This window comes from Brevundimonas sp. SH203 (genome assembly GCF_002157625.1).
Classification (GTDB): Bacteria; Pseudomonadota; Alphaproteobacteria; order Caulobacterales; family Caulobacteraceae; genus Brevundimonas.
Genome location: NZ_BDMM01000003.1, coordinates 474,911 through 497,772, shown reverse-complemented (window position 1 = coordinate 497,772; position 22,862 = coordinate 474,911). Strand labels below are relative to the sequence as shown.

Here is a 22,862-nt window from a genome sequence, read left to right as displayed (position 1 = left end):
GCCTGCGCGACCGCGGCGCCGACCTCGCCGCCGTCGACCAGCCCTGGGGCCTGCGCGCCGCCGGACCCTTCGCCGCCACCGTCGAAAATATCCGACTCGCTTCAAACGAAGGCGACGCTATCTGTCCCACGATGCGCTAAGACGCGTGGGGGGCAGGGGGCTGCGCGATGACGAATGCCGAACTGAGCGTCGCCTTCTTCCTTCAGATGGCGATCGTCATCGCCGCCTGCCGCATCGTCGGCTGGCTGGCCAAACGCTATCTGGGCCAGCCGCAGGTGGTGGGCGAGATGATCGCCGGGGTGATCCTGGGGCCGTCGCTGCTGGGGCTGGCCTGGCCTGATCTGCAGGCGGCCCTGTTCCCCAAGGAGTCGCGTTCGATCCTGTTCGTCGGCGGCCAGCTGGGCGTGGGCCTCTATATGTTCCTGGTCGGCCTGGGCTTCCGGCGCGATCATTTCCAGGCCAACGTCAAGAGCGCCGCCGCCGTGTCCCTGGCCGGCATGGCCGCCCCCTTCCTGGTCGCGGTCGGCATCGCCCCCTGGCTGGTCTCGATGGGCCTGTTCGGCGCCGGGATCGCGACCTGGCAGGCCATGCTGTTCATGGGCGCGGCCATCTCCATCACCGCCTTTCCGATGCTGGCCCGCATCATCCATGAGCGGGGCCTCAGCGGCACGCGCCTGGGCTCGCTGTCGCTGGCGGCGGGCGCCATAGACGACGCGGGCGCCTGGTGCGTCCTCGCCGTGGTCCTGGCCAGTTTCGGCGCGGGACCGGCGGTGGCCGTCGCGGCCATCTGCGGCGGCGGGGCCTTCGCCCTGTTCATGCTGACGCTGGGGCCGAAGCTGCTGGCGCCCCTGGGCCGGATCGCCGAGCGCGAGGGACGGGTGGGGCCGACCGTGCTGGGCGTCGTGCTGATCCTGTTCATGGCCAGCGCCTGGGCCATGGACGTGGTCGGGGTCCACGCCGTCTTCGGCGGCTTCATCCTGGGCGTGGTCATGCCGCGCGGCCTGCTCGGCCAGGAGGTGCGGCGTCAGCTGGAGCCGCTGGTGGTCCTGCTGCTGCTGCCGATGTTCTTCACCTTCTCGGGGCTGAACACCCAGCTGACCCTGGTGGACAATCTGGGCCTGATCGCGGTGACGGGCGTCATCCTGATCGGCTCCATCCTGGCCAAGGGCGGGGCCTGCTGGGCCGCCGCCCGCCTGACGGGTCAGGACAACCCTACGGCCCTGGGCATCGGCGCCCTGATGAACGCGCGGGGCCTGATGGAGCTGATCATCATCAACATCGGCCTGCAGCGCGGCGTGATCGGCCCGGCCCTGTTCTCCATCCTGGTGCTGATGGCCATCTGCACCACCCTGATGGCCTCGCCCCTGTTCGAGGCCGTCTATGGCCGCAAGGCGCGCGAGCGGGGCGAGCTGGCCGGTCTGGACGCGGCGGATCACGAGCCGTCCGCGCCCCGCACCTGACAGGAAGGCCCCGCCGCGTCGCCGCGACGGGGCCCGGCCTTCAGTGATCGTCGATGAAGGCGGCGACCCAGACCAGGGGCGCGTTCCAGTTGATGGCCACCTCGTTCAGCGCATAGGCGTTGATGTCGTCGGCCCAGCAGGTCTGGGCCGCGCATTTGCCGACCAGGGTCTTGGCCACGTCGTCGATCATGGCCTGGTTGTTCGGCCCGCCCGACAGGGCGCCCGCCGGGGGCAGGGGATAGGCCGCATCGGCCTGATGCGCCCAGAACCGGTGGTGCGGGTTCTGGAACGGCCGGTCGCCGTAGCCCGTCACATAGGACCGATCCAGCGGGTTGCGGCCCAGCACATAGTCCAGCGCGGCGATCACCGCGTTCCGGTAGTTCCAGTCGCCCGTATAGTCGAAGGCCGAGCCCAGAACGACCGCCCGGCTCATCAGGGCGCCGTTCGATCCCCATTCGTAGCGGTCGCCCGCGACCGGCAGGCCGTAACCCTGGCCATAGCCGGCGTCGACGTAGGACTTGGCCGCCGCGACGATATTGGCGCGCACGGTCACAAGATCGTCCGCCGGCAGGGCGTCGGGCAGGGTGGCCAGGGTCAGCGACCCCAGCGCCGCCGTCCAGGAATACCCCGGATCGCCCGTAGCGCTCCGGCCCGAGATCGGCCCGCCGAGATAGTAGGGCGAGGTCTTCAGGGCGGTCAGATAGGCGGGGTTGCGGGTCGTGGCGAACAGCTCGGCCGTGGCCCAGTAGAACTCGTCCGAGAAGTCCTGGTCGCCATAGGCGCCGCCGCCCGCGAAATGTTCGCCGGCCCGGACGTCGCGATTGCGCAGGGCGGCGCGGAAGGCGCGCTGCGAGGCGGTCAGGCACTGGCGGGCGAAGGCCGGGTCGATCTCGCGCCAGATGCGCGCGCACTGGGCGCCGACCGCCGCCAGATTCAGCGTGGCGCCCGTGCTGGGCGGATAGAGCAGGCGGGGCTGGGGATCGTCGGCCGGGGCCAGCGGAATGCCGGTCCACTGGGCGTCATGGACCTTGTGGTGGACCATGCCGCCGGCGTCGATCTCGGTCAGGGTCAGCGGCTGGCCCGGCGTCTGGGCGCCGACCGGAACCTGGGCCTTCACCCCGTCGGGAATCTGCATCTTCAGCAGGAATTCGATCTCGTAGCGGGCCTCGTCCAACAGGTCGTTGACGCCGTTTCCGGCCTCCGGGATGCTGGCCTTGCCGTCCGCGAAGGCGTCCGCCCCCGGACCCTTGCGCGCCATCGCCCGCTCATAGGCGTTCAGCAGCATCCAGACGGAAATCCCGCCGTTGACGACATATTTGCCGTGGTCGCCGGCGTCGTACCAGCCGCCGGTGACGTCCAGCGTATAGTCGCACCCGGGCCAGACGACCCCGGCGGTGTCCGCCCCCTTGAAACAGGTCGCCGCCTCGTGCGGATGGCCCGCCGCCCGCGCCAGGTCGGGGCGCGCGACATGGGCCGCCAGGATCGGCACGCCCGCCCGGTTCTGATAGAAATAGGCCAGGGCGTCGTATTTCAGCCGGGCGTGCGGATGCTGCTGGATCGAGAAGGGCCGGCTCTCGTGCGAACCCACGATCAGCCGATAGCCCTCGCCGTCCGTCTGCAGCGACTGGAAGTCGACCGTATGCACGGCCTGGCCCGAGGCGGCGTCCTGGCCGAACACCTTGGACGACCCTTGCGCCACGGTGGCGCCCGACCGATCCACGACGCGCCAGGGCAGGGGGCGGCTCGCCCGATCCTCGACCGTCGCCGTCTTCGGCCCCTGGGTCTCGAACCCGACCTGGCTCATCCGCACGGCGCCGGCCTCGGGTTCGGCCTGGGCCGTCCCGAACGCGCTCGCCAGGGCCGCCGCCGCCACGCCCGCCGCAAATCTCTTCTTCACCCCAGCCTCCCTCAAGATCCTGTCGTTTCTGATGCGGGCGGCCCACGTCGCGCCGCCCGACTTTACGAAAAGACTATCATCTGACAGCGTTGTCACAAGTGGCGCGCTGATCGCTTTATGTTGCAGCCCCCTCCCTTGCCTGCGCCATGATCGCGCTAGCAACAGCCGGGAGCGCCGTGGCATAGGGAGGCGAGCCGTTCGATGGAGGAGGGTGCCGTTTCCAGTCGGTCTGACGCCCGCCGCACGCCCGTCGTCGTGGCGGCCTATCTGCTGCTCTTTCTCGCCGCCTTCATCGGCCTTGCGCCCCTGTTCCAGGTCGTCGCGCCGCTGCACGCCAGCCATCTGGACGCCGGGGCCAAGACCGCGATCCTGAGCCGGGCCATGGTCTGGGGCGCGATCACGGCGGCCGGGGCCAATATCCTGATGGGCGCGATCAGCGACCGGACGCGCTCGCGCTTCGGGCGACGCCGGCCCTGGATCGCGCTGGGCGCCGTGCTGACGGTGCTGAGCTATGTCGGCATCTGGCGGTCGGCGACGGCGGACCAGTTCGTCTGGGCCATCGTCGGCTTCCAACTGGCGTTCAACGTCCTGATGGCGCCGCTCTCGGCCGTGTTCGCCGAGCGGGTGCCGCTGGCCTTGCGAAGCACCGCCTCGGCCCTGATGGGCCTGTCCTATCCGCTGGCCGTCGCCCTGGGGTCCAGTCTGATGGCGCTGGGGCCGCAGCATGAGCCGGGGCGGCTGGCCCTGCTGGGGGGCGTCCTGCTGGCGGCCGCGGCCCTGTTCCTGATCGTTTATGACGAGCCCGCTGCGACGGAGCGCCCGCAGGCCGGAACGCCCGAGCCGCGCGGCGGCTTTTTCGACCCGTTCCGGTCGCGCAACTTCGTGGTGGTGTGGACCTGTCGGCTGCTGATCGCGACGGGCTACGCCTTCGTCAGCGCCTATCTGCTCTATTTCATCACCGATGCGGTCGGCTGGCCCGGCCGCACGCCCGAGAGCGCCCACGCCCTGCTGACCGGCGTGGGCTTCGGCGGGGTGGTGATCGTCGCGGGTCTGGTCGCCCTGTTCGGCCGCAGGATCAGTCGTCGCCAGCCCGTGGCCCTGGTCGGAGCGGTCCTGCTGTGCGCCGCGACCGTCGCCCTGGCCCTGACCCAGTCCTGGATCGTCGTGGTGATCGCCTTCGCCGCCTATGGGCTGGGGCAGGGCGCCTATGGCTCGGTCGAGATGGGGTTGATGGCCGACGCCCTGCCGTCCCAGGAGAACCGGGGGCGGGACATGGGGCTGAACAATCTGGCGGTCGCCCTGCCGCAGGCCCTGGCCCCGATCACCGCCCTGATCCTGGAACGCGCCGAGATCGACGTGCGCGGCCTCTATATCGCCGCCGCCGCCTGTTTCGCCGCCGCCGTCGTGGTGGTGGGGCTGTTTCGACGGGAGAGCTGAACGCGCCGTCGCGGATCGACGGGTTTCCGAGCCGTTCGGTTTGGCGTGCGGCGGCTGTTGACCTATACGAGGCATTCAGCACCCGTTCAGATGAAGGGGGCTAGATCGGTCGCCATGTCCCGCAAACCCGCCAGTCTCATCGTCGCCGCCCGACCCGCGATCATGGCCCCGATCATGGCTCTGATCATGGCCTTGGCTTTCGCCCCCGTCCTGACCACGCAGGCGGTCGCCCAGTCGCGCGACCAGGCCCAGCCGTCGCCGGATCGCGGCCCGCGCGTCAGTCCCGACGAGGCGCGTCGCCGGGGTGGCGAGGCCGGGGGCGGGCGCCCCATCGACACCCAGCCGCGCCGCGACGGCAACTATTCCGTCCTGGTCGAACGCGACGGCCGCGTGCGCGAGGTCGTGGTCGACGGCCAGACCGGCCAGGCCCGCCAGGGTGGTCCCGACAACGCTCAACGCCGCAGGCCCAACTGATGCGCGTGCTTCTGGTCGAGGACGACGCGGACCTGTCGCGTCAGTTGAAGGCGGCGCTGGGCGACGCGGGCTATGCCGTGGACCACGCCCCGGACGGCGAGGAGGCCCATTATCTGGGCGAGAACGAACCCTATGACGTGATTGTGCTGGACCTGGGCCTGCCCAAGATCGACGGCGTGTCGGTGCTGGAGCGCTGGCGGCGCGAAGGCAAGACCACGCCGGTCCTGATCCTGACGGCGCGCGGCGCCTGGTCGGACAAGGTGGCGGGCTTCGACGCGGGGGCCGACGACTATCTGACCAAGCCCTTCCACACCGAGGAGCTGCTGGCGCGTCTGCGGGCGCTGCTGCGCCGCTCGGCGGGCATCGCCTCGGCGACCCTGTCGTGCGGCGGCCTGAGGCTCGATCCCCGCGCGGCGCGGGCCAGCGTCAACGGCGAGCCGCTGCGGCTGACGTCGCTGGAATACCGGCTGCTGCATTACATGATGATGCATCAGGGCCGCGTCATCAGCCGCACGGAACTGGTCGAACATCTGTACGACCAGGATTTCGACCGGGATTCCAACACCATCGAGGTCTTCATCGGCCGAGTCAGGAAGAAGGTCGGACCTGACCGGATCGAGACCGTGCGGGGCCTGGGATACCGGCTGACCCCGCTGGCGGGCGAATCCGAACCGGCGTGACCGAGGCGCCGGTCGCGAAACGACACGACTGGGGGCGCTGGTTCGGGCGGCCGGGCCGGTCGCTGACGCGCCGGCTGATCTGGCTGGCCTCGGCGTGGATTCTGGTGGCCCTGGTGATCGCGGCCCTGGTCCTGACTCAGGCCTTCCAGGAATCGGCCCTGCGGCGGCTGGGGGCCACGCTGAACGAGACCATCGACGAGATCGTGGTGGCGGCCAGCCGCACCCCGCCCGGCGACGTCGCGCCCCAGATCCAGGACGCCCGCACCCTGCGCCTGCTGTCGGGCAAATACTGGCAGATCCTGGAGGTGCGGCCGGACGGGCGGCTGGTCAATCTGGCGCGCTCGACCTCGCTGTGGCGCTATGATCTGGCGCTGCCGGCGGACCTGCCCCGGCGGCTGGACGCGGCCTTCGGCGACGTCATCACCTTCAATACGACCGGCCCCAAGGACGACGACGAGACGCGCGAACCTCTGCGCGTCGCCGCCAGCATGAAGTCCATCCCCCGGCACGAGCATCCGATCATCTTCATCGCCGCCGTGGACCGATCCGAGGTCGACGCCGACACGCGCCAGTTCGCCCATGTCGCCTGGATCGCCCTGCTGGTCCTGGGACTGGGGCTGGTGTCGGCGGTCTTCATCCAGGTGCGGATCGGCCTCAGGCCCCTGTTCGACCTGCGCGACGAGATCGCGGACGTGCGCAAGGGCAAGTCGGCGCGGATCGGCCGGTCCTATCCGCTGGAGATCCAGCCCCTGGCCGAACAGGTCAACCGCCTGCTGGACCATAATCAGGAGGTGGTGGAGCGCCAGCGCACCCACGTCGGCAACCTGGCCCATGCGCTGAAGACGCCGATCTCGGTCATGCTGGCCGAGGCGGGGACGCAGGAGGGGCAGCTGCCCGAGCTGGTGCGTCGCCAGACCCAGGTGATGCAGGGCCAGGTCGATCACCACCTGCGCCGCGCCCGCGCCGCCGCCCGCGCCGCCCACGGCCTGGGCGAGACGACGCCGGTGCCCGAGGTGCTGGACGAACTGGCGGTCATGATCGAACAGGTGTTCCGCACCAAGGGGGTCGAGATCGACTGGCGCGCGCCCGACGACCTGGCCTTCCTGGGCGAGCGGCAGGACCTGCAGGAAATCCTGGGCAATCTGATCGAGAACGCCGCCAAGTTCGCCCGGCGCCGGGTGCGCGTCTCGGCGGGCGGCAGCGGCCTTGGGCAGATGATCCTGGTGGTCGAGGACGACGGGCCGGGCCTGCCCGCCGATCAGCGCGACACGGTCATGCAGCGCGGCGCCCGGCTGGACGAAAGCGCGCCGGGGTCGGGGCTGGGCCTGTCGATCGTGGACGACCTGACCCGCGCCTATGGCGGGCGGCTGACGTTGGCGGACAGCGACATGGGCGGGCTGAAGGCCGTGCTGGAGCTGCCCGCCGCCCAGACCTGAGGGCGTCAGTCGTCGCCGCGGCGGTAGCATTCGCAGGCGGCCCGCTCCAGGGCGCTGCGGTCCAGGACGGTGATGCGGCCGCGCGAATAGGCGATGGCCCCGGCCTTCTGCAGCCCCTGGGCCGCCTCGTTCACCGTGGTCCGCTGCGACCCCAGCATCGAGGCCAGGTATTCCTGCGTCAGGTTCAGGGTGTCGCCCTCGACCCGGTCGTGACAGCGCAGCAGCCATTTGGCGAAGCGCTGGCCGGCGTGATGCAGGGCGTTGCAGGCCGCCGACTGCTCCAGCTCGCCCTGAAGCCGGGCCATATAGGTCGCCGCCGCGTCGCGCAGGCACGGCCGCCGGGCCGACAGGGCGCGGAACCGGCCCGCCTCCACCCGACGCGCCGTGCCCGCCATCTGGGCCACGCTGCGGGTATGGGCGTGATGGGGCACGACCGAGGCGACGACCCCCAGCACCCCCTCGCGCCCGATCATGACCGTCTCCACCGTGCGCCCGTCCGCCAGCACCGCCACCGACGAGCAGAAGCCGCTGTCGATGAAATGCAGGTGTTCGATGACGTCGTCCGGCTCGTTGAACACATGGCCCAGGGCGAATTCGACCGGGGTGGCGACGCCGAGAAGGGCGTCGCGGTCGTCGGGGTCCAGACCCTGGATCAGCCGGTTGCCCGGCGGGAGGCTGCGCATGAGTTCGCGCATAAGGCGATCCGATCCCTGCGTCTGTCGGAAGCCGACACAGCGTCGCTGTATTTGATGCGTGTTTCTGGGGAAAAAGCCAGGGATTACCGTCTTCTGTACGGAAGCGGTCAGTCGCGCAGAACCCGCCCGACCATCCGACCGGCCTCCAACACCTCGACCCCGTGACAGGAGGCGTGCCGCGACAGTTGCGTGCGTGCGGCCGCGAGCGCCGAGGCGTCGTCGGCCCCGTCGAAGAAGTCGAGCAGCGGCCGGCGGTCGGCCGCGTCGAAGAAGTGGAACTCGTAGATCCGCACGCGAAGGGCCCCCTGGAACACAACCCTAGACGCATACGCAGCCCGGCGTCTGTCGGATGTCGACACAGGGGTCTTGCGGGAGCCTTTGGCGCGGCGGGGGCGTTAAGGGGCTTCGCGCCGCCGGAGATGGGATGACCGCCGCCAACAGCCTGAAAGCCGCCGTTCGCCGCCGGGCGCCGCGCCTGCCCGTGCTGATCGAGGGGGCGGCGCGGGTCGGTTATGGGGCGCGGGGCTTCGTCTATCTGTCGGCGGGCGCCCTGACCTTCTTGGCGGCGACCGACCGGATCGGCGAGGCGGTGGGGACCAGCGGGGCGGCGGGCTGGCTGGCGGAACAGCCGTTCGGCAAGCTGTGGCTGGTGCTTCTGGGACTGGGCCTTTGGGCCTTCGTCGGCTGGCGCGTGCTGCAGGCGGTGTTCGACGCCGACCACGAGGGGACCGACCTGAAGGGCTGGACCACGCGGGCGGGCCAGGCGGTCAGCGGCCTGTTCTACGGCGTGCTGGCCTCCGGCGTGTTCGAATATCTGGACGAGTTCGGCGAGGCGACCGGCGCCTCCGCCGCCCAGGCCGAGAGCGTCGCCGAGAACCAGCAGAAGGCCGCCGCCCTGCTGGCCCTGCCGTTCGGCGAGGCGCTGCTGATCGGGGCGGGGCTGACCGTGCTGGGCGTCGGCGTCGGCAATATCGTGCGGGCGTTCAGGGACGACTTCGACGACGCCCTGGCCTGTCCAGAAGCCTTCTGCGGCGCGGCGACGGCCCTGGCCCGGGCGGGATACGCCGCGCGAGGGTTCGCCTATCTGCCGCTGGGGACGTTCGTGGTGCTGGCGGGGCTTCATGCGCGCTCGGGCGAGGTGACGACCACGGCGGCGGCCCTGGACGCGCTGGAGGCCCAACCGGGCGGCGCGGTCATCCTGGGGCTGACGGCGGCGGGGCTGATGGCGTTCGGGGCCTTCGCCTTCGTGGAGGCGCGCTGGCGGCGCATCCGGCCGCCGAGGGAGTTGAAGATCGGCTGAGACGGTCTGGCGCTCATGATCGGGCTCCCCATATGCTTCGCAACACTCTCTGTTCCAGAAGGCCGCCGTCCCCATGAACGCTCCGATCAAGACCCTGAAGATCGACTTCGTCTCCGACGTGGTCTGCCCCTGGTGCGTGGTGGGACTGGGCGGGCTGGAGACGGCGCTGGACAGGCTGAAGGCCGAGGGGATCGCCGCCGACATCGCCTTCCAGCCGTTCGAACTGAACCCGCAGATGGCGCCCGAGGGCGAGAATGTCGGCGAACACATCGCCCGCAAATACGGATCGACCCTGGAGCAGTCCGCCGCCAACCGCGCCATGATCACCGAGCGGGCGGCCGAGGTCGGCTTCGACATGCGGATGGGGCCGGACAGCCGCATCTGGAACACCTTCGACGCGCACCGCCTGCTGCACTGGGCCCACGAGACGGCGCCCGAGAAGCAGAAGGCGCTGAAACAGGCCCTGTTCGCCGCCCATTTCACCGACAACAAAAACATCACCGACGCCCGCGTCCTGACCGAGGCGGCGGAAGCGGCGGGCCTGGACCGGGCCGAGGCGGGCGAGGTGCTCGCCTCGGACCGCTATGCCCAGGCCGTGCGTCAGGCCGAGGAGACCTGGCGCGCGCGGGGCGTCAGTTCGGTCCCCGCCGTGGTGGTCGAGGGCAAATATCTGATCTCGGGCGGCCAGCCGCCCCAGGCGTTCGAACAGGCGCTGAGGCAGATCGCGTCGGAGGTCTAGTCGGTGAGTGGTGAAGCGTGACGGGTGAGCGGAATTCGAGGCGCGGTCGCTGCTTCACTCACGATTCACCCGTCACGCATCACGGCGAAGCCTGCGGCCCCGTTTCAGACCCTCCGTTCGCAAAAACACCGTCTGAATGGTGCAATTCGTCTGAAATCGGCGGCGGGCTCAGGTCGTCCAGCGCGTCCACGCGGGCCATCAGGGCGTCGCGGCCGGCGATGTCGCCGCGCGTCAGGGCCATGGCCTCGCGGGCGATGACGCCGATCTCGCGCGCGACGGCGCCGGCGCGGTCGATCAGGTCGGGCTCCTTCGGTTCAGGGGGCGGCGGGGCGGCGTCCTGCTGACGCGCCAGGGCCGCCAGCGACAGGTGCAGCCGCATCCAGCGCGCGGCCTCCATCGCCCGCCCCGACTGCACCGCCCGGTTCAGCCGCGCCAGGGCCTGATCGGCCATGACCGCGAAATCGGCCGGTTCGTCGCCGAGGTCCGCGGCGTCCGGCGGCCCGTCGACGGGATCGGGGTCGGGCTGGTCCCGGCGCCGCCAGCCTTCATCCTTGGCGCGGGCGCGAAAGGTGCTGACGCCCATGCCGTAACGGGCGCCGACCGTCTCGGCGGTGTCGCCCGCCAGATAGTCCTGGCCCGCCGCCTGCCACATCTTTTCCGAGACGCTGGCGTAGCCGCCGCGCGACCCGGCCCCGTCTCTATCCGTGTCCCGCGCCCTGCGCGTCGAGGCGGCGTCCCGCTCGGCCATCAGCTCGGCCATGGCGGCGGCGACCGCCGGATCGGTCGGGGCGCCGGGGACGTATTCGTCGACCGGCAGGTCGTCGGGATCGCGCCCCTCCTGCCAGGGACCGATATTGCCGCGCGCATCGCCCATCGGCGGCGCCTTGTGCCGGGGAATATAGGACAGGTCCCCGAACTCGTTCTGCTCCCACTCGCCGCGCGCGATGATGCGGGGTTCGCTCCGTTCCATGTCTTCCCTGGCCCCTGACCACGCCCCCGAACCGGGGCGCCCCCAGTCTAACTCGGCCCCGAAGGGTGATAGGTTGGGACGGCGCATTTCGCCGAAAGGCGAGGGATTACAGTCGGGTGATGGTCGACATCGTGTACAGGAAGGCGGCCTTCCCGCCCCTTTCTTTCGTCATTCTCCGGCGAGCGCAGAGAGACTGGGAAACCCGGCGGCGCCGAAGGCGATGCGCCCGCCGCGCGATGTCGAAAGGGCCTTGCCCGCGACAGGTTGGCAGCTACGCGCCGCCCTTCGGGTCGCGCTCCCGCGCGCCGCTGGGTCCCCCGGTCCGCGCCGCTGCGCGGCTTGCCGGAGGATGACGAAAACTAGGCGCGCCTTTTCCGGGGTGAGGGCGCGGCGTCGGCGGCCGTGACCAGATGCCCCTTAACAGTTCAACCTCTCGCGTGAGCCGCGCTGTGACATAATCGGACGTATCGCGCGGCAAAACGTCTTTCGCTTCATTTTATTGTTCACTATTTGTTCCTTTGTGCAAATTTGGTTGTAGTGAGGACACGTATGAGCTTAGTTTCTTGTAGTGGGCGACTTAGTGGGTGCCTAGTGTCACGCATGGATGGCGATGTTGAGATCCAGTCGAAATGTTGAACGCCATCGCACGAATCTTGCTTACCTGCACAGCTCTTGCGCCTGTAGGTTTGACATATGCTTGGGTAGCGTGGACTCAATCTCTTACAAAAGTGGCGCTGTTGACGGCAGGAGCAAGTGTTGCGCTGGTTCTGATTTGTTTGATTTTATTGAGTATAGCGAAAAAAACAATACCGGTTAGTGACTACAAGCCGTCCTCTATTGAGGCAGCAGATCATGAAAACACGGCATTTCTTCTTCTATATGTCATGCCGCTGTTTACGTCGAAGATGAACACGTTAGATTGGCAGTTTTGGATTCCAACAATAGCAATCTTTGCTGTTATAACGGCCACTGGGTACAGTTATCACTTCAACCCATTATTGGGAATAATGGGATGGCATTTTTATAAAACACAGTCGACAGAAGGTGTCACGTTCGTTCTGATAACAAGAAAACACATCAGGACTGCTGCTAACAGAATTAGAGTGGGGCAACTCACGGAATATATTCTCATCGATGTGGAGAGTTGAATGCTTTACGCGATTTGTCGACAGCCTGGGCTAGTCATCAAACCAGTGCCTTTGACACAACAGATTTTAGCTCAACTGGAGGCAATTTTTCAGGCGCAAGAGATGCAGTTTTTGGATGGCATCACGGCAGAAATCGACTTTACGGGCGACTGGAAGCCGGACCCCGACGAGCTGTTAATTTTGCGAAACCTACCTGACACAATGACGCTGATGAACAGCGTGCAGCAAAATGCCTTAGCAATGGTGCCTCTCAACGCGGCTCAGTTTGCCACGGAGGGAGTTGTCGGCTTGTTCATGACGATTGGCGCTGCGCCAGCTCAACGCATCCTGATCCAAAACTTTGGCCCCCAGCAACTGATGGCCGGACCAGGAAAGCTTTCTTTGCTGTTTGATGGAAACGTGTTCCGTAAAATCACGGAACCTGCGTTCTCAATCGCAAACAATCTAGTCGCCACACTCAATATCGCTGGCGAACTCAAGTTCAAAAGTTATGCCATGATTCGACGGATTCTGGATGTTACTCCAGTTTTCAGGGCTGCTACAGACGCTGAACTGGCGACCTTTTGTGCCCACAATAGTCTCAGCATTACCAATACGGCCGCTTTCATCAATGGAGCAGACGAGGTGATGCGAAAGCAAGTGTTGGCTATATCAAAATCAGGTGTTCTCGCTGCGTACAACGTTAATCAATTATTACAACAGGCGCAGGCAATCGGATTTCCCCTGAGCGTACAGGGGGGGTAAAATAGAGCTTCCTCAAGACAGAAAGTCTGCGAAATCGGTATTAAGCTTTCTTTTGAACAAGGTTTATCTAGGCCCTATCGATCAGCAGTTGTTTATCACAAATTCGAATCGTTTGCTGAACTAAACCTTCACCTCCACCACCCCGCCCCCGGCCCGGAACTTCGCGCTCATTTCGGCCATGCCGGCTTCGGCTTCCGATAGTGAGGCGCCCGCGTCGTTCTGCGCCGCCGCGGCGTCGCGGATGTCCTGGCTGATCTTCATGGAGCAGAACTTGGGGCCGCACATGGAGCAGAAGTGGGCGGTCTTGTGGGCTTCCTTGGGCAGGGTGGCGTCGTGGTATTTGCGGGCGGTTTCGGGGTCTAGCCCTAAGTTGAACTGATCCTCCCAGCGGAACTCGAACCGGGCGCGCGACAGGGCGTCGTCGTGGGTGCGGGCGGCGGGGTGGCCCTTGGCCAGGTCGGCGGCGTGGGCGGCGATCTTGTAGGTGATAACGCCGTCCTTGACGTCCTGACGATCCGGCAGGCCCAGATGCTCCTTGGGCGTGACGTAGCAGAGCATGGCCGTGCCGAACCAGCCGATCATGGCCGCCCCGATGGCGGAGGTGATGTGGTCGTAGCCGGGGGCGATGTCGGTGGTCAGCGGCCCGAGCGTATAGAAGGGCGCCTCGTGGCAGTGCTTCAGCTGCTCGTCCATGTTCTGCTTGATCTTGTGCATCGGCACGTGGCCGGGGCCTTCGATCATGACCTGGCAGCCCTTGGCCCAGGCGATCTTGGTCAGTTCGCCCAGGGTCCGCAGCTCGGCGAACTGGGCCTCGTCATTGGCGTCGGCGATGGAGCCGGGACGCAGGCCGTCGCCCAGCGAGAACGAGACATCATAGGCGCGCATGATGTCGCAGATGTCCTCGAAATGCTCGTAGAGGAAGCTCTCCTTGTGGTGGGCCAGGCACCATTTGGCCATGATGGAGCCGCCGCGCGAGACGATGCCGGTGACGCGCTTGGCCGTCATCGGCACGAAGGGCAGGCGCACGCCCGCGTGGATGGTGAAATAGTCCACGCCCTGTTCCGCCTGTTCGATCAGGGTGTCGCGGAACACCTCCCACGTCAGGTCCTCGGCGATGCCGTTCACCTTCTCCAGCGCCTGATAGATGGGCACGGTGCCGATGGGGACGGACGAGTTGCGGATGATCCAGTCGCGGATGTTGTGGATGTTGCGGCCGGTGCTGAGGTCCATCACGTTGTCGGCGCCCCAGCGGGTGGCCCAGACCAGTTTGTCGACCTCGTCGTCCACGCTGGACAGCACCGCCGAGTTGCCGATGTTGGCGTTGATCTTCACCAGGAAGTTGCGGCCGATGATCATCGGCTCGACCTCGGGGTGGTTGATGTTGTGCGGGATGATGGCGCGGCCGCGGGCGATCTCCTGGCGCACGAACTCGGGCGTCACGAAGTCGGGGATGGATGCGCCGAAGGATTCGCCGTCTCTGAGGGGCGAGGGATGAGGGTCGAGGTTCGAATAGGAAGATGCGTCGATGACGGAGCCGTCGGCGAGCGTGATGGTCGCATCTTCTCTCGGCCCTCTCCCCTCGACCCTCGCCCCTTCTCGGCGCATATTCTCCCGGATCGCCACATATTCCATCTCGGGCGTGATGATGCCGGCCTGGGCGTATTCGTACTGGGTGACGGGGCGGCCTTCGACGCCCTTGAAGACCTTGTGGTTCGAGACGTCGAAGCGGGGGGCGAGGTGTCGGCCGCTGGCGTGGCCGTTGTCCTCCGGCTTGACCTCGCGCGGGTTTGCGACCGGGGCGATGTCGCCGCGGTCCAGCTGCCAGGACGACTTCACGCGGGGCAGGCCCTTCTTGATGTCGATGGTCACGGTCGGGTCGGTATAGGGGCCGGAGGAGTCATAGATCGTCACCGGCGGCTCGTTGGCGCTCGGGTGGACGGCGACCTCGCGGAAGGGGACGCGGATGTTGGGATAGAGTTCGCCGGCGACATAGACCTTGCGGCTGCCCGCCCGTTCGCCGGTCGGGATGGCGCCCGTCTCCTGCATCACCTGCTCGCGCGCGTCCTTCAAAGCCAGGTCGACATTGGGCTCTTCGGGCAGGGCGGGGGGCGTGACTTGGATGTTCATGGCGGCCTCAAACGGTGTGAGGTCCGCCGACGTCGGGCGCGAGGGGTCCGGGAACGTGGACCGAAAGCGTTACTCATCCCTTCGCCGGCATGACCCGGATCAGGTTCGACGGGTCAGAGGAGAAACCTCTATCTCAGCCGCTCGATTGCGACCCCCCGGAGAACGTGGACACCATAACCCAGCCTTAGGGCGCCGACCAGCCCTTGACCGCGACCGTCGCCGTGCGGGGATCGCCGTCGAAGCGGAGGTAGGCGCGGGCGTGGCCGTGGGCGGGAACGTAGTCCAGGGTTGCGGTGGCGGTCTGGTCGCCCAGCACGCCCTCGATGTCGACGGCGGCGGCCGTGTCGTCGCCGTCGTTCCGTACACGGATGGTCGCGACATGACCGGCGGCGGTGGACTGGACGGCGACGATGCGGGCGCTGAACGCCGGGGGCGAGGGCGGCTGCAGCGCCTCCCACACCACGACGCCGACGGCGGTCAGGGTGACGACGGCGCCGACGGCGGCCATCAGCCATTGAAGCATCGGGCGGGCGGCGGCGGGGGCGGGGCTTTTCTTCCTGGCGGGCATGGGCGTTCAGACCAGTAGGCGGGCGGCGGCGGCCCCGATGGCGGCGGGAAAGCCCAGGACGATCAGGGTCTGGACCACGCCCGCGAACGAATGGCCGTCGACGCGCCCGAACAGGACCAGGGTGAACAGGCTGACCCCCAGGGCGATGGCGTAGCCGGGCAGGGTGAAGTGCAGGAAGGCGGCGGCGGGATGGTCGGCCTCTTCCTGACCGGCGAAGCCCGCCTTGAACACGATCAGGTGCAGCAGCAGGATCGACACGGCGATCAGGGCCAGAATGTGGGCGGGCGAGGCCTTGTAGGCGATCAGGACGATCTCCTCGGTCGGGGCGATGTTCAGGGCGAAGAACAGGGCGCCCGCCGCCATCAGGAACAGTTCGCCGACATAGGAGGCGCTGTTTTCGTCCGTGTCGCCGCCCCCGTCTCCGCTGAGCTGACGCCGGGCCAGAAGCGCGCCCATGGCGCCGGGCACGGCCTGAAGCGCGACCATGCCCAGGGCCTCGCGCGGGGGTGCGTCCCATTCGACCACGCCGAACAGGATCAGCAGCAGGGAGGCGGTGACGAAGCCGACCGCCAGGGCGACGGCCGTGTCCAGCGCATCGTTGACCAGTCCGCGCCGTTTCGAGAAGCCTGCATAATAGGCCAGGCCGTACAGCAGCGGCAGGCCGGCGAGGATGAAGGCCAGCAGCCGCCAGCGGTCCATGACCACGCCCTGCTCCCACATCTCCATCGTCATCAGAAGCGGGATGTTGAACACCAGGGCGCCCGCGAAGGCGCGGCCCAGATCCGACACATAGGCCCGCTCTCGATCCAGATTCACGAAGGGCGCGGCGGGGGTCATGCGACGGCAACGGTCGATGGGCGGCTTTGGCTCCCTGACGCGCGGTGGCGAAGGGTTCAGTCGGGCCAGACGGGGATCAGGCGGTCGATGGCGGCCTCGATCCGCGCCCAACCCCGGTCGTCCAGCTCGACCCCGGCGAACCGGCCCCGCGCCTCGCCGGCCAGGGCCAGATGCTGAACCGCCGCCAGAAGGACGACGTTCAGGGCGACCGCGTCGCCGTCGGACGGGATGGCCAGTCCGGGACGGCGCGCGGCCATCCAGTCCTGCATGACCCGGGACCGGGCGGCCTCCAGCCGTCGCAGCAGAGGCGTGTCCTGCGCCATCTCCCAGGCCAGCATCCGCAGCACCAGCGGCTGGGTGCGCAGGACGTGCAGATAGGCCAGGACCGATTCGCGCACGAAGGCGCGATAGGTGGTCGCGGTCGAGGGCGGCCGTTCGGCCAGGGCCTGGCCCAGCCAGATGTCGGCGCGCCCCGCCAGACGTTCGACCACCCCGTCCAGATCGGTGAAGTAGCGATAGATCAGCTTGCGATCCACGCCCGCCTCTGCGGCCAGGGCCTGGATGTTCAGCGCCGTCCAGCCGTCGCGCAGCAGCAGCCGTCGCGCGGCCTCGACGATGGCGGTCTCGGTGCCCGTTCGGTCGCGGGGGCGGGGCGTCGTGGTTGACATGTCTCGATGGTGAGACATATCTCAATGTCCCGCAAGTGGGACATTTGGATTGAAGACGATGACGGAGTGGACGACGAAGCCGCCGATGCGGACCTGGCTGCGGCTGGAGGGGCTGGCGATCCTGGTCCTGTGCGTGGGACTCTATGCCCGTATGGGCGCGGCGTGGCCGGTGTTCGCGCTTGGGTTTCTGGCGCCCGATCTGTCGTTCGCGGCCTGGCTGTTCGGGCCGCGCATCGGGGCGCGGGCCTATAATCTGGCGCACAGCGAGATCGGCCCCGTGGCGCTGGGCCTGATCGGTCTGTGGGCGGCGCCGACGCTGACGCCGCTGGCCCTGATCTGGGGCGCCCATGTCGGGTTCGACCGGATGCTCGGCTATGGGCTGAAGATCGGCGCGTCGTTCGAGCGGACGCATCTGGGGCCGATCGGGCGGCGCGGGATCGGCAAGGCGGTCGCGGGCGTCTGAGCAAAGGGCGCTCCACACGAACCCGCGACCGCCCTGCCGATGCGGCTACCTCGGCGTGGACGGCGTGGGCTGCGGCGTGGGTTCGGCGCTGCGGATCTGGCCGCCGGGGCGAACCCGGCCGGGCGGAATGCCCCCGGAGGCGCCGCCGAAGCCCGGCGCGGCCTGCATCGCGGGCGGCAGAAGCGGCCTCAGACGCTCGGCGGGCGCGGCGAGGCGGCCCTGAACGCCCTGCTGGCGCAGGCCGGCCATGAAACGCTCGGAGGGGCGGGTCCAGCCCTTCGGGTCCGGGCGCCACTCGCGCAAAAGGCTGGCGGTCTGACGGATGGGGTCGCGCGGCGATCCCCGGGTCGGCGGGTCGGGAACGACCGCCGTCAGGTCCAGCTCGATCGCCCAGCTGCCCACGCAGCCGCCGGCCGCATTCGTCCAGCAGTCGTCGTTGTTGGGGCCGCTGCAGGTGACGACATAGGCCTGCCCCTCAAGGCAATACATCATCTGATAGGCGTTGGCCGCCGGCGCGGCGAGCGCCAGCGCGACGCCTGCGGCCAGGCCCGTGGTCAATTTCAGGCTCATGATCTTTCCCCCTCTTATGATTGCGATACGCCCGAGCCATGAAGCTTGACCGTCCGTGAATGGAGAATGAACGGTGTTCGTTCAGACGCTCGCGGGGGCGGTTTCGTCCGCGACGGGCTTGCCCCCCGGCGTTCGGGCCGCCAAACCAGGGGGGTGAGCATTCAGTCCCTGATCATCGATTGCGACCCCGGCGTGGACGACGCCGTGGCGCTGTTTCTGGCCTTCGCGGCGCCCGAGCTGGAGGTGCTGGCCGTCACCACGGTCGGGGGCAATGTCCCCGCAGCCCTGACCCAGCGCAATGCGCGGATCGTGCGCCAGATCGCCGGGCGTGAAGACGTGCCCGTGTTCGGCGGGGCGGAACGGCCGCTGAAACGGCCGCCGGCGGGGGCGGGCGAGTTTCACGGGGCCGAAGGTCTGGGCGATCTGGCGCCGTTCGAGCCGACGGCGGGCGTCGGCGAGGGGGCGGCGGCCGAGGCCATCGTCGATCGGGTGATGAGCCGGCCCCAAGGCTCGGTCGCCGTCGCCGTCCTGGGGCCGATGACCAATCTGGCCCTGGCGATGCAACGCGAGGGGCGGCTGGCCGAACGGCTGGGTCCGGTGGTCGTCATGGGCGGGGCGCGCAGCGAGGGCGGCAATATCACCGCCTCGGCCGAGTTCAACATCTGGGCCGACCCGGACGCGGCGGCGGCGGTGTTCGCCTCGGGTTGCCGCGTGGTCGCCTTCGGCCTGGACGCGACGCATCAGGTGCGCGCGACCGAGGACCGGATCGCCGCCGTCGAGGCCATCGACAGCGCGGCGGCGCGGGCGACGGCGGCGATGCTGCGGTTCTCGCAGCGGGTGGAGCGCGAGATCGTGGGCTGGGATTCAGCCCCCCTGCACGATCCCTGTCCCATCGCCTGGCTGATCCGGCCCGACCTGTTCGAGACGCGGGCGTGCCGAATCGCGGTCGAGACGGGCTCCGACCTGACGCGCGGCCATACGGCGGTGGAGTTCCGGGTCGAGCCGGAGACGGCGCGGCATCGCTGGGCCACGGCGGCGAACGCGCAAGGGGTGTTCGACCTGATCGTCGACAAGCTGAAGGGCGCGGCATGAGGATCACCGTCGTCGGTTCGATCAATCTGGATCTGGTGGCCACCGCGCCCCAGCTGCCGGCGCCGGGCGAGACGGTGACGGGGGCGACCCTGGCGCGGCATCCGGGCGGCAAGGGCGCCAATCAGGCCCTGGCGGCCGAGAAGCTGGGCGCCGAGGTCTGTCTGATCGGCCGGGTCGGCGACGACGCCATGGCGGGCGAGGCCCTGGCCCTGATGGAGGATCTGGGCGTCGATCTGGCGGGGGTGGAGGTGGATGTGGCCGCCCCCACCGGCGTCGCCCTGATCGCCGTCGATCCGACCGGCGAGAACCAGATCGTGGTCGCGGCCGGGGCGAACCATATGGTCACGCCCGAACAGCTGCCGCAGCGGATCGAGGGCGCGCTGATCGTCCAGCTGGAGCTGCCGGTCGAGACGGTGGAGGCGGCGGTGGGTCGGGCGACGGGCTTCGTCTGCGCCAATCTGGCGCCCGCCCGGCCGGTGTCGGAACTGTTGCTGCGCCGCGCCGACCTGATCGTGGTCAACGAGACCGAGGCCGCCTTCTATGGCGACGGCCTGCACCGGGGCGGCGGCCGGGTGGTCGTCACCAAGGGCGCCAAGGGCGCGGCCATGTACCAGCGCGGCGTCGAAATGGCCTGGGCGACCCCGCCGACGGTGGAGGCGGTGGACGCCACCGGCGCCGGCGACGCCTTCGTGGCGGCCATCACCGTCGCCCTTCTGGAAGGCATGGCCCCGGCCGAGGCCCTGACCTTCGCCTGCGCGGCCGGCGCCTTCGCCGCGACAAGGCCGGGCGCCCAGCCGTCCGCGCCGGAACGGGATCAGGTGGAGGCGTTGCTGGCGGGATAAGATACCCAGGACATACAACCTAGTGTTGACTGAATGCATCCGTCTTGCGAGTGTTTGGCGAGGGGGAGTCATTCAATGCGTTCAAGCGCGAAACGTGCGTGCGCCGTCGTGTCGGGTCTGGTCGCCAGCTTCATTCTGGCCGGCTGTGAGAACAAAAAAGGCGATGAGACCAGCCCTGCAACGACATCGGTCGAGGCGCCCGTCCTGAACGAAGCGGCCCGCAACGAGGCGGTCGCAATGATCGCCGGCGACTTGAACGCGCCTCTGGTCGAGCTGCAGGCGGTTCTGACCAACGCTGCCCAGGACGGTCGCATCGAACCGAACGAACTGCAGATTCAAGGGGCTTCCGGCTCGATACCTGTCGATTGGTGGCTGTGGAACAAAGGCTATCTGCGGCTGGCGGACGATGAATACTACGGCCCGTATCTGGCCCTGTCCGAAAAGGGAGAGCGGTTCGTGGGCGGCGCGGCGCCGGCCTGGCTGAACGCGAAGGCCGAAGGTTCTCCAAAGATGGACTGTCAGTCGGCCGGCGGTCTGACCCGCGCCGTCTGTACGGCGACCGTCGCCTATTCCGTCAGTCAGGCGCCCGGCGGCGATTTGGCGCGCGTCGTCGTTCCGGCGTCGTCGGCCAATATGGAAGCCAGCTTCATGCAGGGCGAGGGCTGGTCCGTGACGCAGCTGTCCGTGGACGGAGAGCCGCCCCGCGATGTGGCCCGAACCGCCATTTTCGGCACGCCCGAAATGGCGGTGGAGCCTCGTCGCCAGTTCTTCGAGGCGATCACGAAACAGCTGGAACGTCGCGCGGCGGCTCAACAGAGGCAGGGGGCCGCCGAGCCGACGCCGACCTATTCGCCCGCCGACATCCCGCCGCCGGCCGCTGCCTCTGTAGCCAAGCCAGCCGCGAGCCGCGCGCCCGTGATCGTGAACGCGCGGGTGTTGCGGCGGCCGACGGATGCGGACCTGATGGCCGTCTATCCTGCGCGAGCGCTCAATCAGAATATTTCGGGGCGACCATGACCTGTACGGCGACCGCCCAGGGGACTTTGACCGGCTGTATGGCCATGTCGGAATCGCCGCCCGGACAAAGGTTCGGTCAGGCCGCCGTCGCTCTGGCGTCGCGGTATCGCATCAGCCCCCGCACCATCGACGGACAGCCGGTGGAGTCATCGGTCAGTCTCGACCTCTCCTGGCCCCTGGACTGAGGCGCGACGCCTCGGCCAATCGGATCGATCACCATGCTCAACAAGCTCGAAGCCCTTTATCTCAACATCCTTCGCGTCGTCATCATCGTGCTGGCGACGGTGCTGCTGGCGGTCGCGGCGATCGGCGCCGTCGTCGCCGGACCCATGCTGTTGTCGTCATTCGGAGGGGGCGAGGCGGACGCCGCGCGTCTGGTCCGCAACGACCGTCTGAACGACTATCTGAACCGCAACTCGGGCAGTCCGGGCGTCGCGACGCAGGATCAGGCCGCGTTGGAGGATCGAACCCGCGACGCCGACCGGCGATTCAAGGAGGCGGCCGCCAACATCGTTCGCTACGTCAAGGCCAAGACCGGCATGGCCCCGCCCGAGGCCGGGGTGATCGACTATATCCAGACCCTCTCGGACAGGCTGCCGGCCAGTCTTCAGGATCGCTATGCGGACAGCCTTCTTTCGCTGTCGAAGGATCTGGTTCAAGCGCCGACGGGGACGACGCCCGTGGATGTCGATCAACTGATCCAATGGCATTTCGATCAGTTCAGCGCAGCGGCGGAAACGGCGATGCAGCAGGACGCGACCCGCGCCATCGAGGAACAGGCGCGTCGTCAGACGGCGGTTCTCGCCGGGACGGCGGCGGCAGGGTTCTTCATGATGTTCCTGCTGCTGGTCTTCGTGTTCGTGCTGGTGAAGATCGAGCGCAATCTGCGCCGCTTGCCGGTAGCGGTCGAACGTCAGGCCGAGGCATGATCACGGCCCAGGTTCTGTAACACTGTAACGTCAGGCCGGCGGCCTTGATCGCGACCCGGACCTCGCCGGGGCCGGGCGGGTCCAGGGTCACCGGGCGGGTCCAGGGTCACGGTTTCGACCGACAGCGGGCGGCTGTCGGCATAGGGGCGGCCGGCGCCCGTGCGGGACAGGACGGCGGCGCGGGTCGTGAAGGACATCGGCGTTTCCCGGAGCGGCGCTGCGGCCAGCGCGTTCGTGATCGGAGCGGCATCGATAGGCGCTTGACGCCGCGTCGTCCAAGCTAGAGCGTCGTGCGAAGCGACCGATCAGACGTCGCCAGGGAGAGACGACCGATGCCCAAGAGGGAAGAAGGGCCGCTGGCCGAACGCGCGACCTACAAGGCCTATCACATGGTCTCCACGCGCTGGGCCGACAACGACCAGTACGGCCATATCAACAACGCCAAATTCTACGAGTTCGTGGATTCGGCGGTGAACGCCCATCTGCTGATCGCCGACGCCCTGAACGAATCCATCGGCCTGGTGGTCGATTCCGGCTGCCGCTACACCTCGGCGCTGAAGTTCCCGGACGTGATCGAGGTGGGGATCAAGGTCGACCGCATCGGCACCTCCAGCGTCAGCTACGGTTTCGCCGTCTTCAAGCGCGGCGTCGACGTCCCCGCCGCCATCGGCCATTTCGTCCACGTCTATGTCGACGCGGAGACGCGCCGTCCCAAGCCGTTGCCGGCGAAGCTGAGGGCGGTGGTGGAGAACCTGAAAGCGGGGTGAGG

General features: G+C 68.1%; 25 protein-coding genes and 1 riboswitch. Of the genes, 16 read left to right on the top strand and 9 right to left on the bottom strand.

Going from position 1 to position 22,862, the window contains the following annotated elements; all coding sequences use genetic code 11:
- Positions 1–167: 167 nt before the first annotated feature.
- Complete coding sequence (locus tag SH203_RS09430; protein ID WP_087120639.1) at positions 168–1,460, top strand: cation:proton antiporter; 1,293 nt, start codon at positions 168–170, stop codon at positions 1,458–1,460.
- 40 nt (positions 1,461–1,500) lie between these two features.
- Here SH203_RS09430 and SH203_RS09425 read toward each other — a convergent pair whose 3' ends face one another.
- A complete protein-coding gene (locus tag SH203_RS09425; RefSeq protein WP_234989446.1) occupies positions 1,501–3,357 on the bottom strand; it encodes a glycoside hydrolase family 9 protein in 1,857 nt (618 codons plus the stop codon).
- Between the two features lie 201 nt (positions 3,358–3,558).
- Here SH203_RS09425 and SH203_RS09420 point away from each other — a divergent pair, with 201 nt between their 5' ends.
- The 4 genes from SH203_RS09420 to SH203_RS09405 all read left to right on the top strand — a co-directional run bounded on the left by SH203_RS09420 (position 3,559) and on the right by SH203_RS09405 (position 7,384).
- Positions 3,559–4,794, top strand: a complete 1,236-nt coding sequence (locus SH203_RS09420; RefSeq protein ID WP_087120637.1) for an MFS transporter — start codon at positions 3,559–3,561, stop codon at positions 4,792–4,794.
- Positions 4,795–4,908: 114 nt separating this feature from the next.
- Positions 4,909–5,268, top strand: coding sequence for a hypothetical protein (locus SH203_RS09415; protein ID WP_087120636.1), 360 nt, complete (start codon positions 4,909–4,911; stop codon positions 5,266–5,268).
- Positions 5,268–5,948 carry a response regulator transcription factor gene (locus SH203_RS09410; RefSeq protein ID WP_087120634.1) on the top strand — a complete coding sequence of 227 codons (681 nt, stop codon included), beginning with the start codon at positions 5,268–5,270 and terminating at the stop codon, positions 5,946–5,948. Before SH203_RS09415 ends, SH203_RS09410 begins: the two co-directional genes overlap by 1 nt.
- Positions 5,945–7,384 carry a sensor histidine kinase gene (locus SH203_RS09405; protein WP_087120632.1) on the top strand — a complete coding sequence of 480 codons (1,440 nt, stop codon included), beginning with the start codon at positions 5,945–5,947 and terminating at the stop codon, positions 7,382–7,384. Before SH203_RS09410 ends, SH203_RS09405 begins: the two co-directional genes overlap by 4 nt.
- Positions 7,385–7,389: 5 nt before the next feature.
- Here the strand turns inward: SH203_RS09405 and SH203_RS09400 are convergent, their stop codons facing one another.
- Together SH203_RS09400 and SH203_RS09395 are read right to left on the bottom strand one after the other, a co-directional pair.
- Positions 7,390–8,079, bottom strand: a complete 690-nt coding sequence (locus tag SH203_RS09400; protein ID WP_087120630.1) for a Crp/Fnr family transcriptional regulator — start codon at positions 8,077–8,079, stop codon at positions 7,390–7,392.
- Positions 8,080–8,186: 107 nt separating this feature from the next.
- The gene (locus tag SH203_RS09395) at positions 8,187–8,372 is read right to left on the bottom strand and encodes a hypothetical protein (RefSeq protein ID WP_143275707.1); all 186 of its coding nucleotides are present in this window, start codon (positions 8,370–8,372) and stop codon (positions 8,187–8,189) included.
- Positions 8,373–8,503: 131 nt separating this feature from the next.
- Here SH203_RS09395 and SH203_RS09390 point away from each other — a divergent pair, with 131 nt between their 5' ends.
- Both SH203_RS09390 and SH203_RS09385 read left to right on the top strand, forming a co-directional pair.
- Positions 8,504–9,379 (top strand): DUF1206 domain-containing protein, encoded by an 876-nt coding sequence (locus tag SH203_RS09390; protein WP_087120626.1) that lies wholly within the window; start codon positions 8,504–8,506, stop codon positions 9,377–9,379.
- Positions 9,380–9,452: 73 nt separating this feature from the next.
- Positions 9,453–10,118: a DsbA family oxidoreductase gene (locus tag SH203_RS09385; RefSeq protein WP_087120625.1), complete on the top strand. Its 666-nt coding sequence runs from the start codon at positions 9,453–9,455 to the stop codon at positions 10,116–10,118.
- 79 nt (positions 10,119–10,197) lie between these two features.
- Here SH203_RS09385 and SH203_RS09380 read toward each other — a convergent pair whose 3' ends face one another.
- Positions 10,198–11,088 carry a hypothetical protein gene (locus SH203_RS09380; protein ID WP_087120623.1) on the bottom strand — a complete coding sequence of 297 codons (891 nt, stop codon included), beginning with the start codon at positions 11,086–11,088 and terminating at the stop codon, positions 10,198–10,200.
- 629 nt (positions 11,089–11,717) lie between these two features.
- Between SH203_RS09380 and SH203_RS09375 the strand changes: the two genes are divergently transcribed.
- Together SH203_RS09375 and SH203_RS09370 are read left to right on the top strand one after the other, a co-directional pair.
- The gene (locus SH203_RS09375; RefSeq protein ID WP_087120621.1) at positions 11,718–12,236 is read left to right on the top strand and encodes a hypothetical protein; all 519 of its coding nucleotides are present in this window, start codon (positions 11,718–11,720) and stop codon (positions 12,234–12,236) included.
- Entirely contained in the window at positions 12,237–12,980 is a 744-nt protein-coding gene (locus tag SH203_RS09370) for a hypothetical protein (protein ID WP_087120620.1), read from the top strand. It abuts the gene before it with no gap.
- 120 nt (positions 12,981–13,100) lie between these two features.
- Here the strand turns inward: SH203_RS09370 and thiC are convergent, their stop codons facing one another.
- The 4 genes from thiC to SH203_RS09350 form a co-directional block, all read right to left on the bottom strand.
- On the bottom strand, positions 13,101–15,107 hold the full coding sequence (thiC, locus tag SH203_RS09365; protein ID WP_375600722.1) for a phosphomethylpyrimidine synthase ThiC: 2,007 nt from the start codon (positions 15,105–15,107) through the stop codon (positions 13,101–13,103).
- Positions 15,108–15,165: 58 nt separating this feature from the next.
- A riboswitch (TPP riboswitch) is annotated at positions 15,166–15,275 on the bottom strand.
- Between the two features lie 16 nt (positions 15,276–15,291).
- Positions 15,292–15,675 (bottom strand): hypothetical protein, encoded by a 384-nt coding sequence (locus SH203_RS09360; RefSeq protein WP_087120618.1) that lies wholly within the window; start codon positions 15,673–15,675, stop codon positions 15,292–15,294.
- Positions 15,676–15,681: 6 nt separating this feature from the next.
- Positions 15,682–16,512 (bottom strand): TIGR02587 family membrane protein, encoded by an 831-nt coding sequence (locus tag SH203_RS09355; RefSeq protein ID WP_087120617.1) that lies wholly within the window; start codon positions 16,510–16,512, stop codon positions 15,682–15,684.
- A gap of 56 nt (positions 16,513–16,568) precedes the next feature.
- Complete coding sequence (locus SH203_RS09350; protein ID WP_159457558.1) at positions 16,569–17,180, bottom strand: TetR/AcrR family transcriptional regulator; 612 nt, start codon at positions 17,178–17,180, stop codon at positions 16,569–16,571.
- Positions 17,181–17,265: 85 nt separating this feature from the next.
- On the opposite strand from SH203_RS09350, the gene SH203_RS09345 reads away from it, so the two are divergent.
- Positions 17,266–17,643, top strand: a complete 378-nt coding sequence (locus tag SH203_RS09345; protein ID WP_087120691.1) for a DUF4260 domain-containing protein — start codon at positions 17,266–17,268, stop codon at positions 17,641–17,643.
- Positions 17,644–17,688: 45 nt separating this feature from the next.
- Here SH203_RS09345 and SH203_RS09340 read toward each other — a convergent pair whose 3' ends face one another.
- The gene (locus tag SH203_RS09340) at positions 17,689–18,213 is read right to left on the bottom strand and encodes a hypothetical protein (protein WP_087120614.1); all 525 of its coding nucleotides are present in this window, start codon (positions 18,211–18,213) and stop codon (positions 17,689–17,691) included.
- A gap of 153 nt (positions 18,214–18,366) precedes the next feature.
- On the opposite strand from SH203_RS09340, the gene SH203_RS09335 reads away from it, so the two are divergent.
- The 6 genes from SH203_RS09335 to SH203_RS09310 all read left to right on the top strand — a co-directional run bounded on the left by SH203_RS09335 (position 18,367) and on the right by SH203_RS09310 (position 22,860).
- The gene (locus tag SH203_RS09335; RefSeq protein WP_087120612.1) at positions 18,367–19,305 is read left to right on the top strand and encodes a nucleoside hydrolase; all 939 of its coding nucleotides are present in this window, start codon (positions 18,367–18,369) and stop codon (positions 19,303–19,305) included.
- Complete coding sequence (locus SH203_RS09330) at positions 19,302–20,147, top strand: ribokinase (protein WP_087120610.1); 846 nt, start codon at positions 19,302–19,304, stop codon at positions 20,145–20,147. The genes SH203_RS09335 and SH203_RS09330 overlap by 4 nt, the downstream gene beginning before the upstream one ends.
- A gap of 75 nt (positions 20,148–20,222) precedes the next feature.
- Positions 20,223–21,164 carry a hypothetical protein gene (locus tag SH203_RS09325; protein ID WP_143275706.1) on the top strand — a complete coding sequence of 314 codons (942 nt, stop codon included), beginning with the start codon at positions 20,223–20,225 and terminating at the stop codon, positions 21,162–21,164.
- A complete protein-coding gene (locus SH203_RS15290; RefSeq protein WP_143275705.1) occupies positions 21,161–21,349 on the top strand; it encodes an energy transducer TonB in 189 nt (62 codons plus the stop codon). The genes SH203_RS09325 and SH203_RS15290 overlap by 4 nt, the downstream gene beginning before the upstream one ends.
- Before the next feature lie 33 nt (positions 21,350–21,382).
- Complete coding sequence (locus SH203_RS09320) at positions 21,383–22,093, top strand: hypothetical protein (RefSeq protein WP_087120607.1); 711 nt, start codon at positions 21,383–21,385, stop codon at positions 22,091–22,093.
- Between the two features lie 332 nt (positions 22,094–22,425).
- Positions 22,426–22,860, top strand: coding sequence for a thioesterase family protein (locus SH203_RS09310; RefSeq protein ID WP_087120605.1), 435 nt, complete (start codon positions 22,426–22,428; stop codon positions 22,858–22,860).
- Positions 22,861–22,862 lie beyond the last annotated feature (2 nt).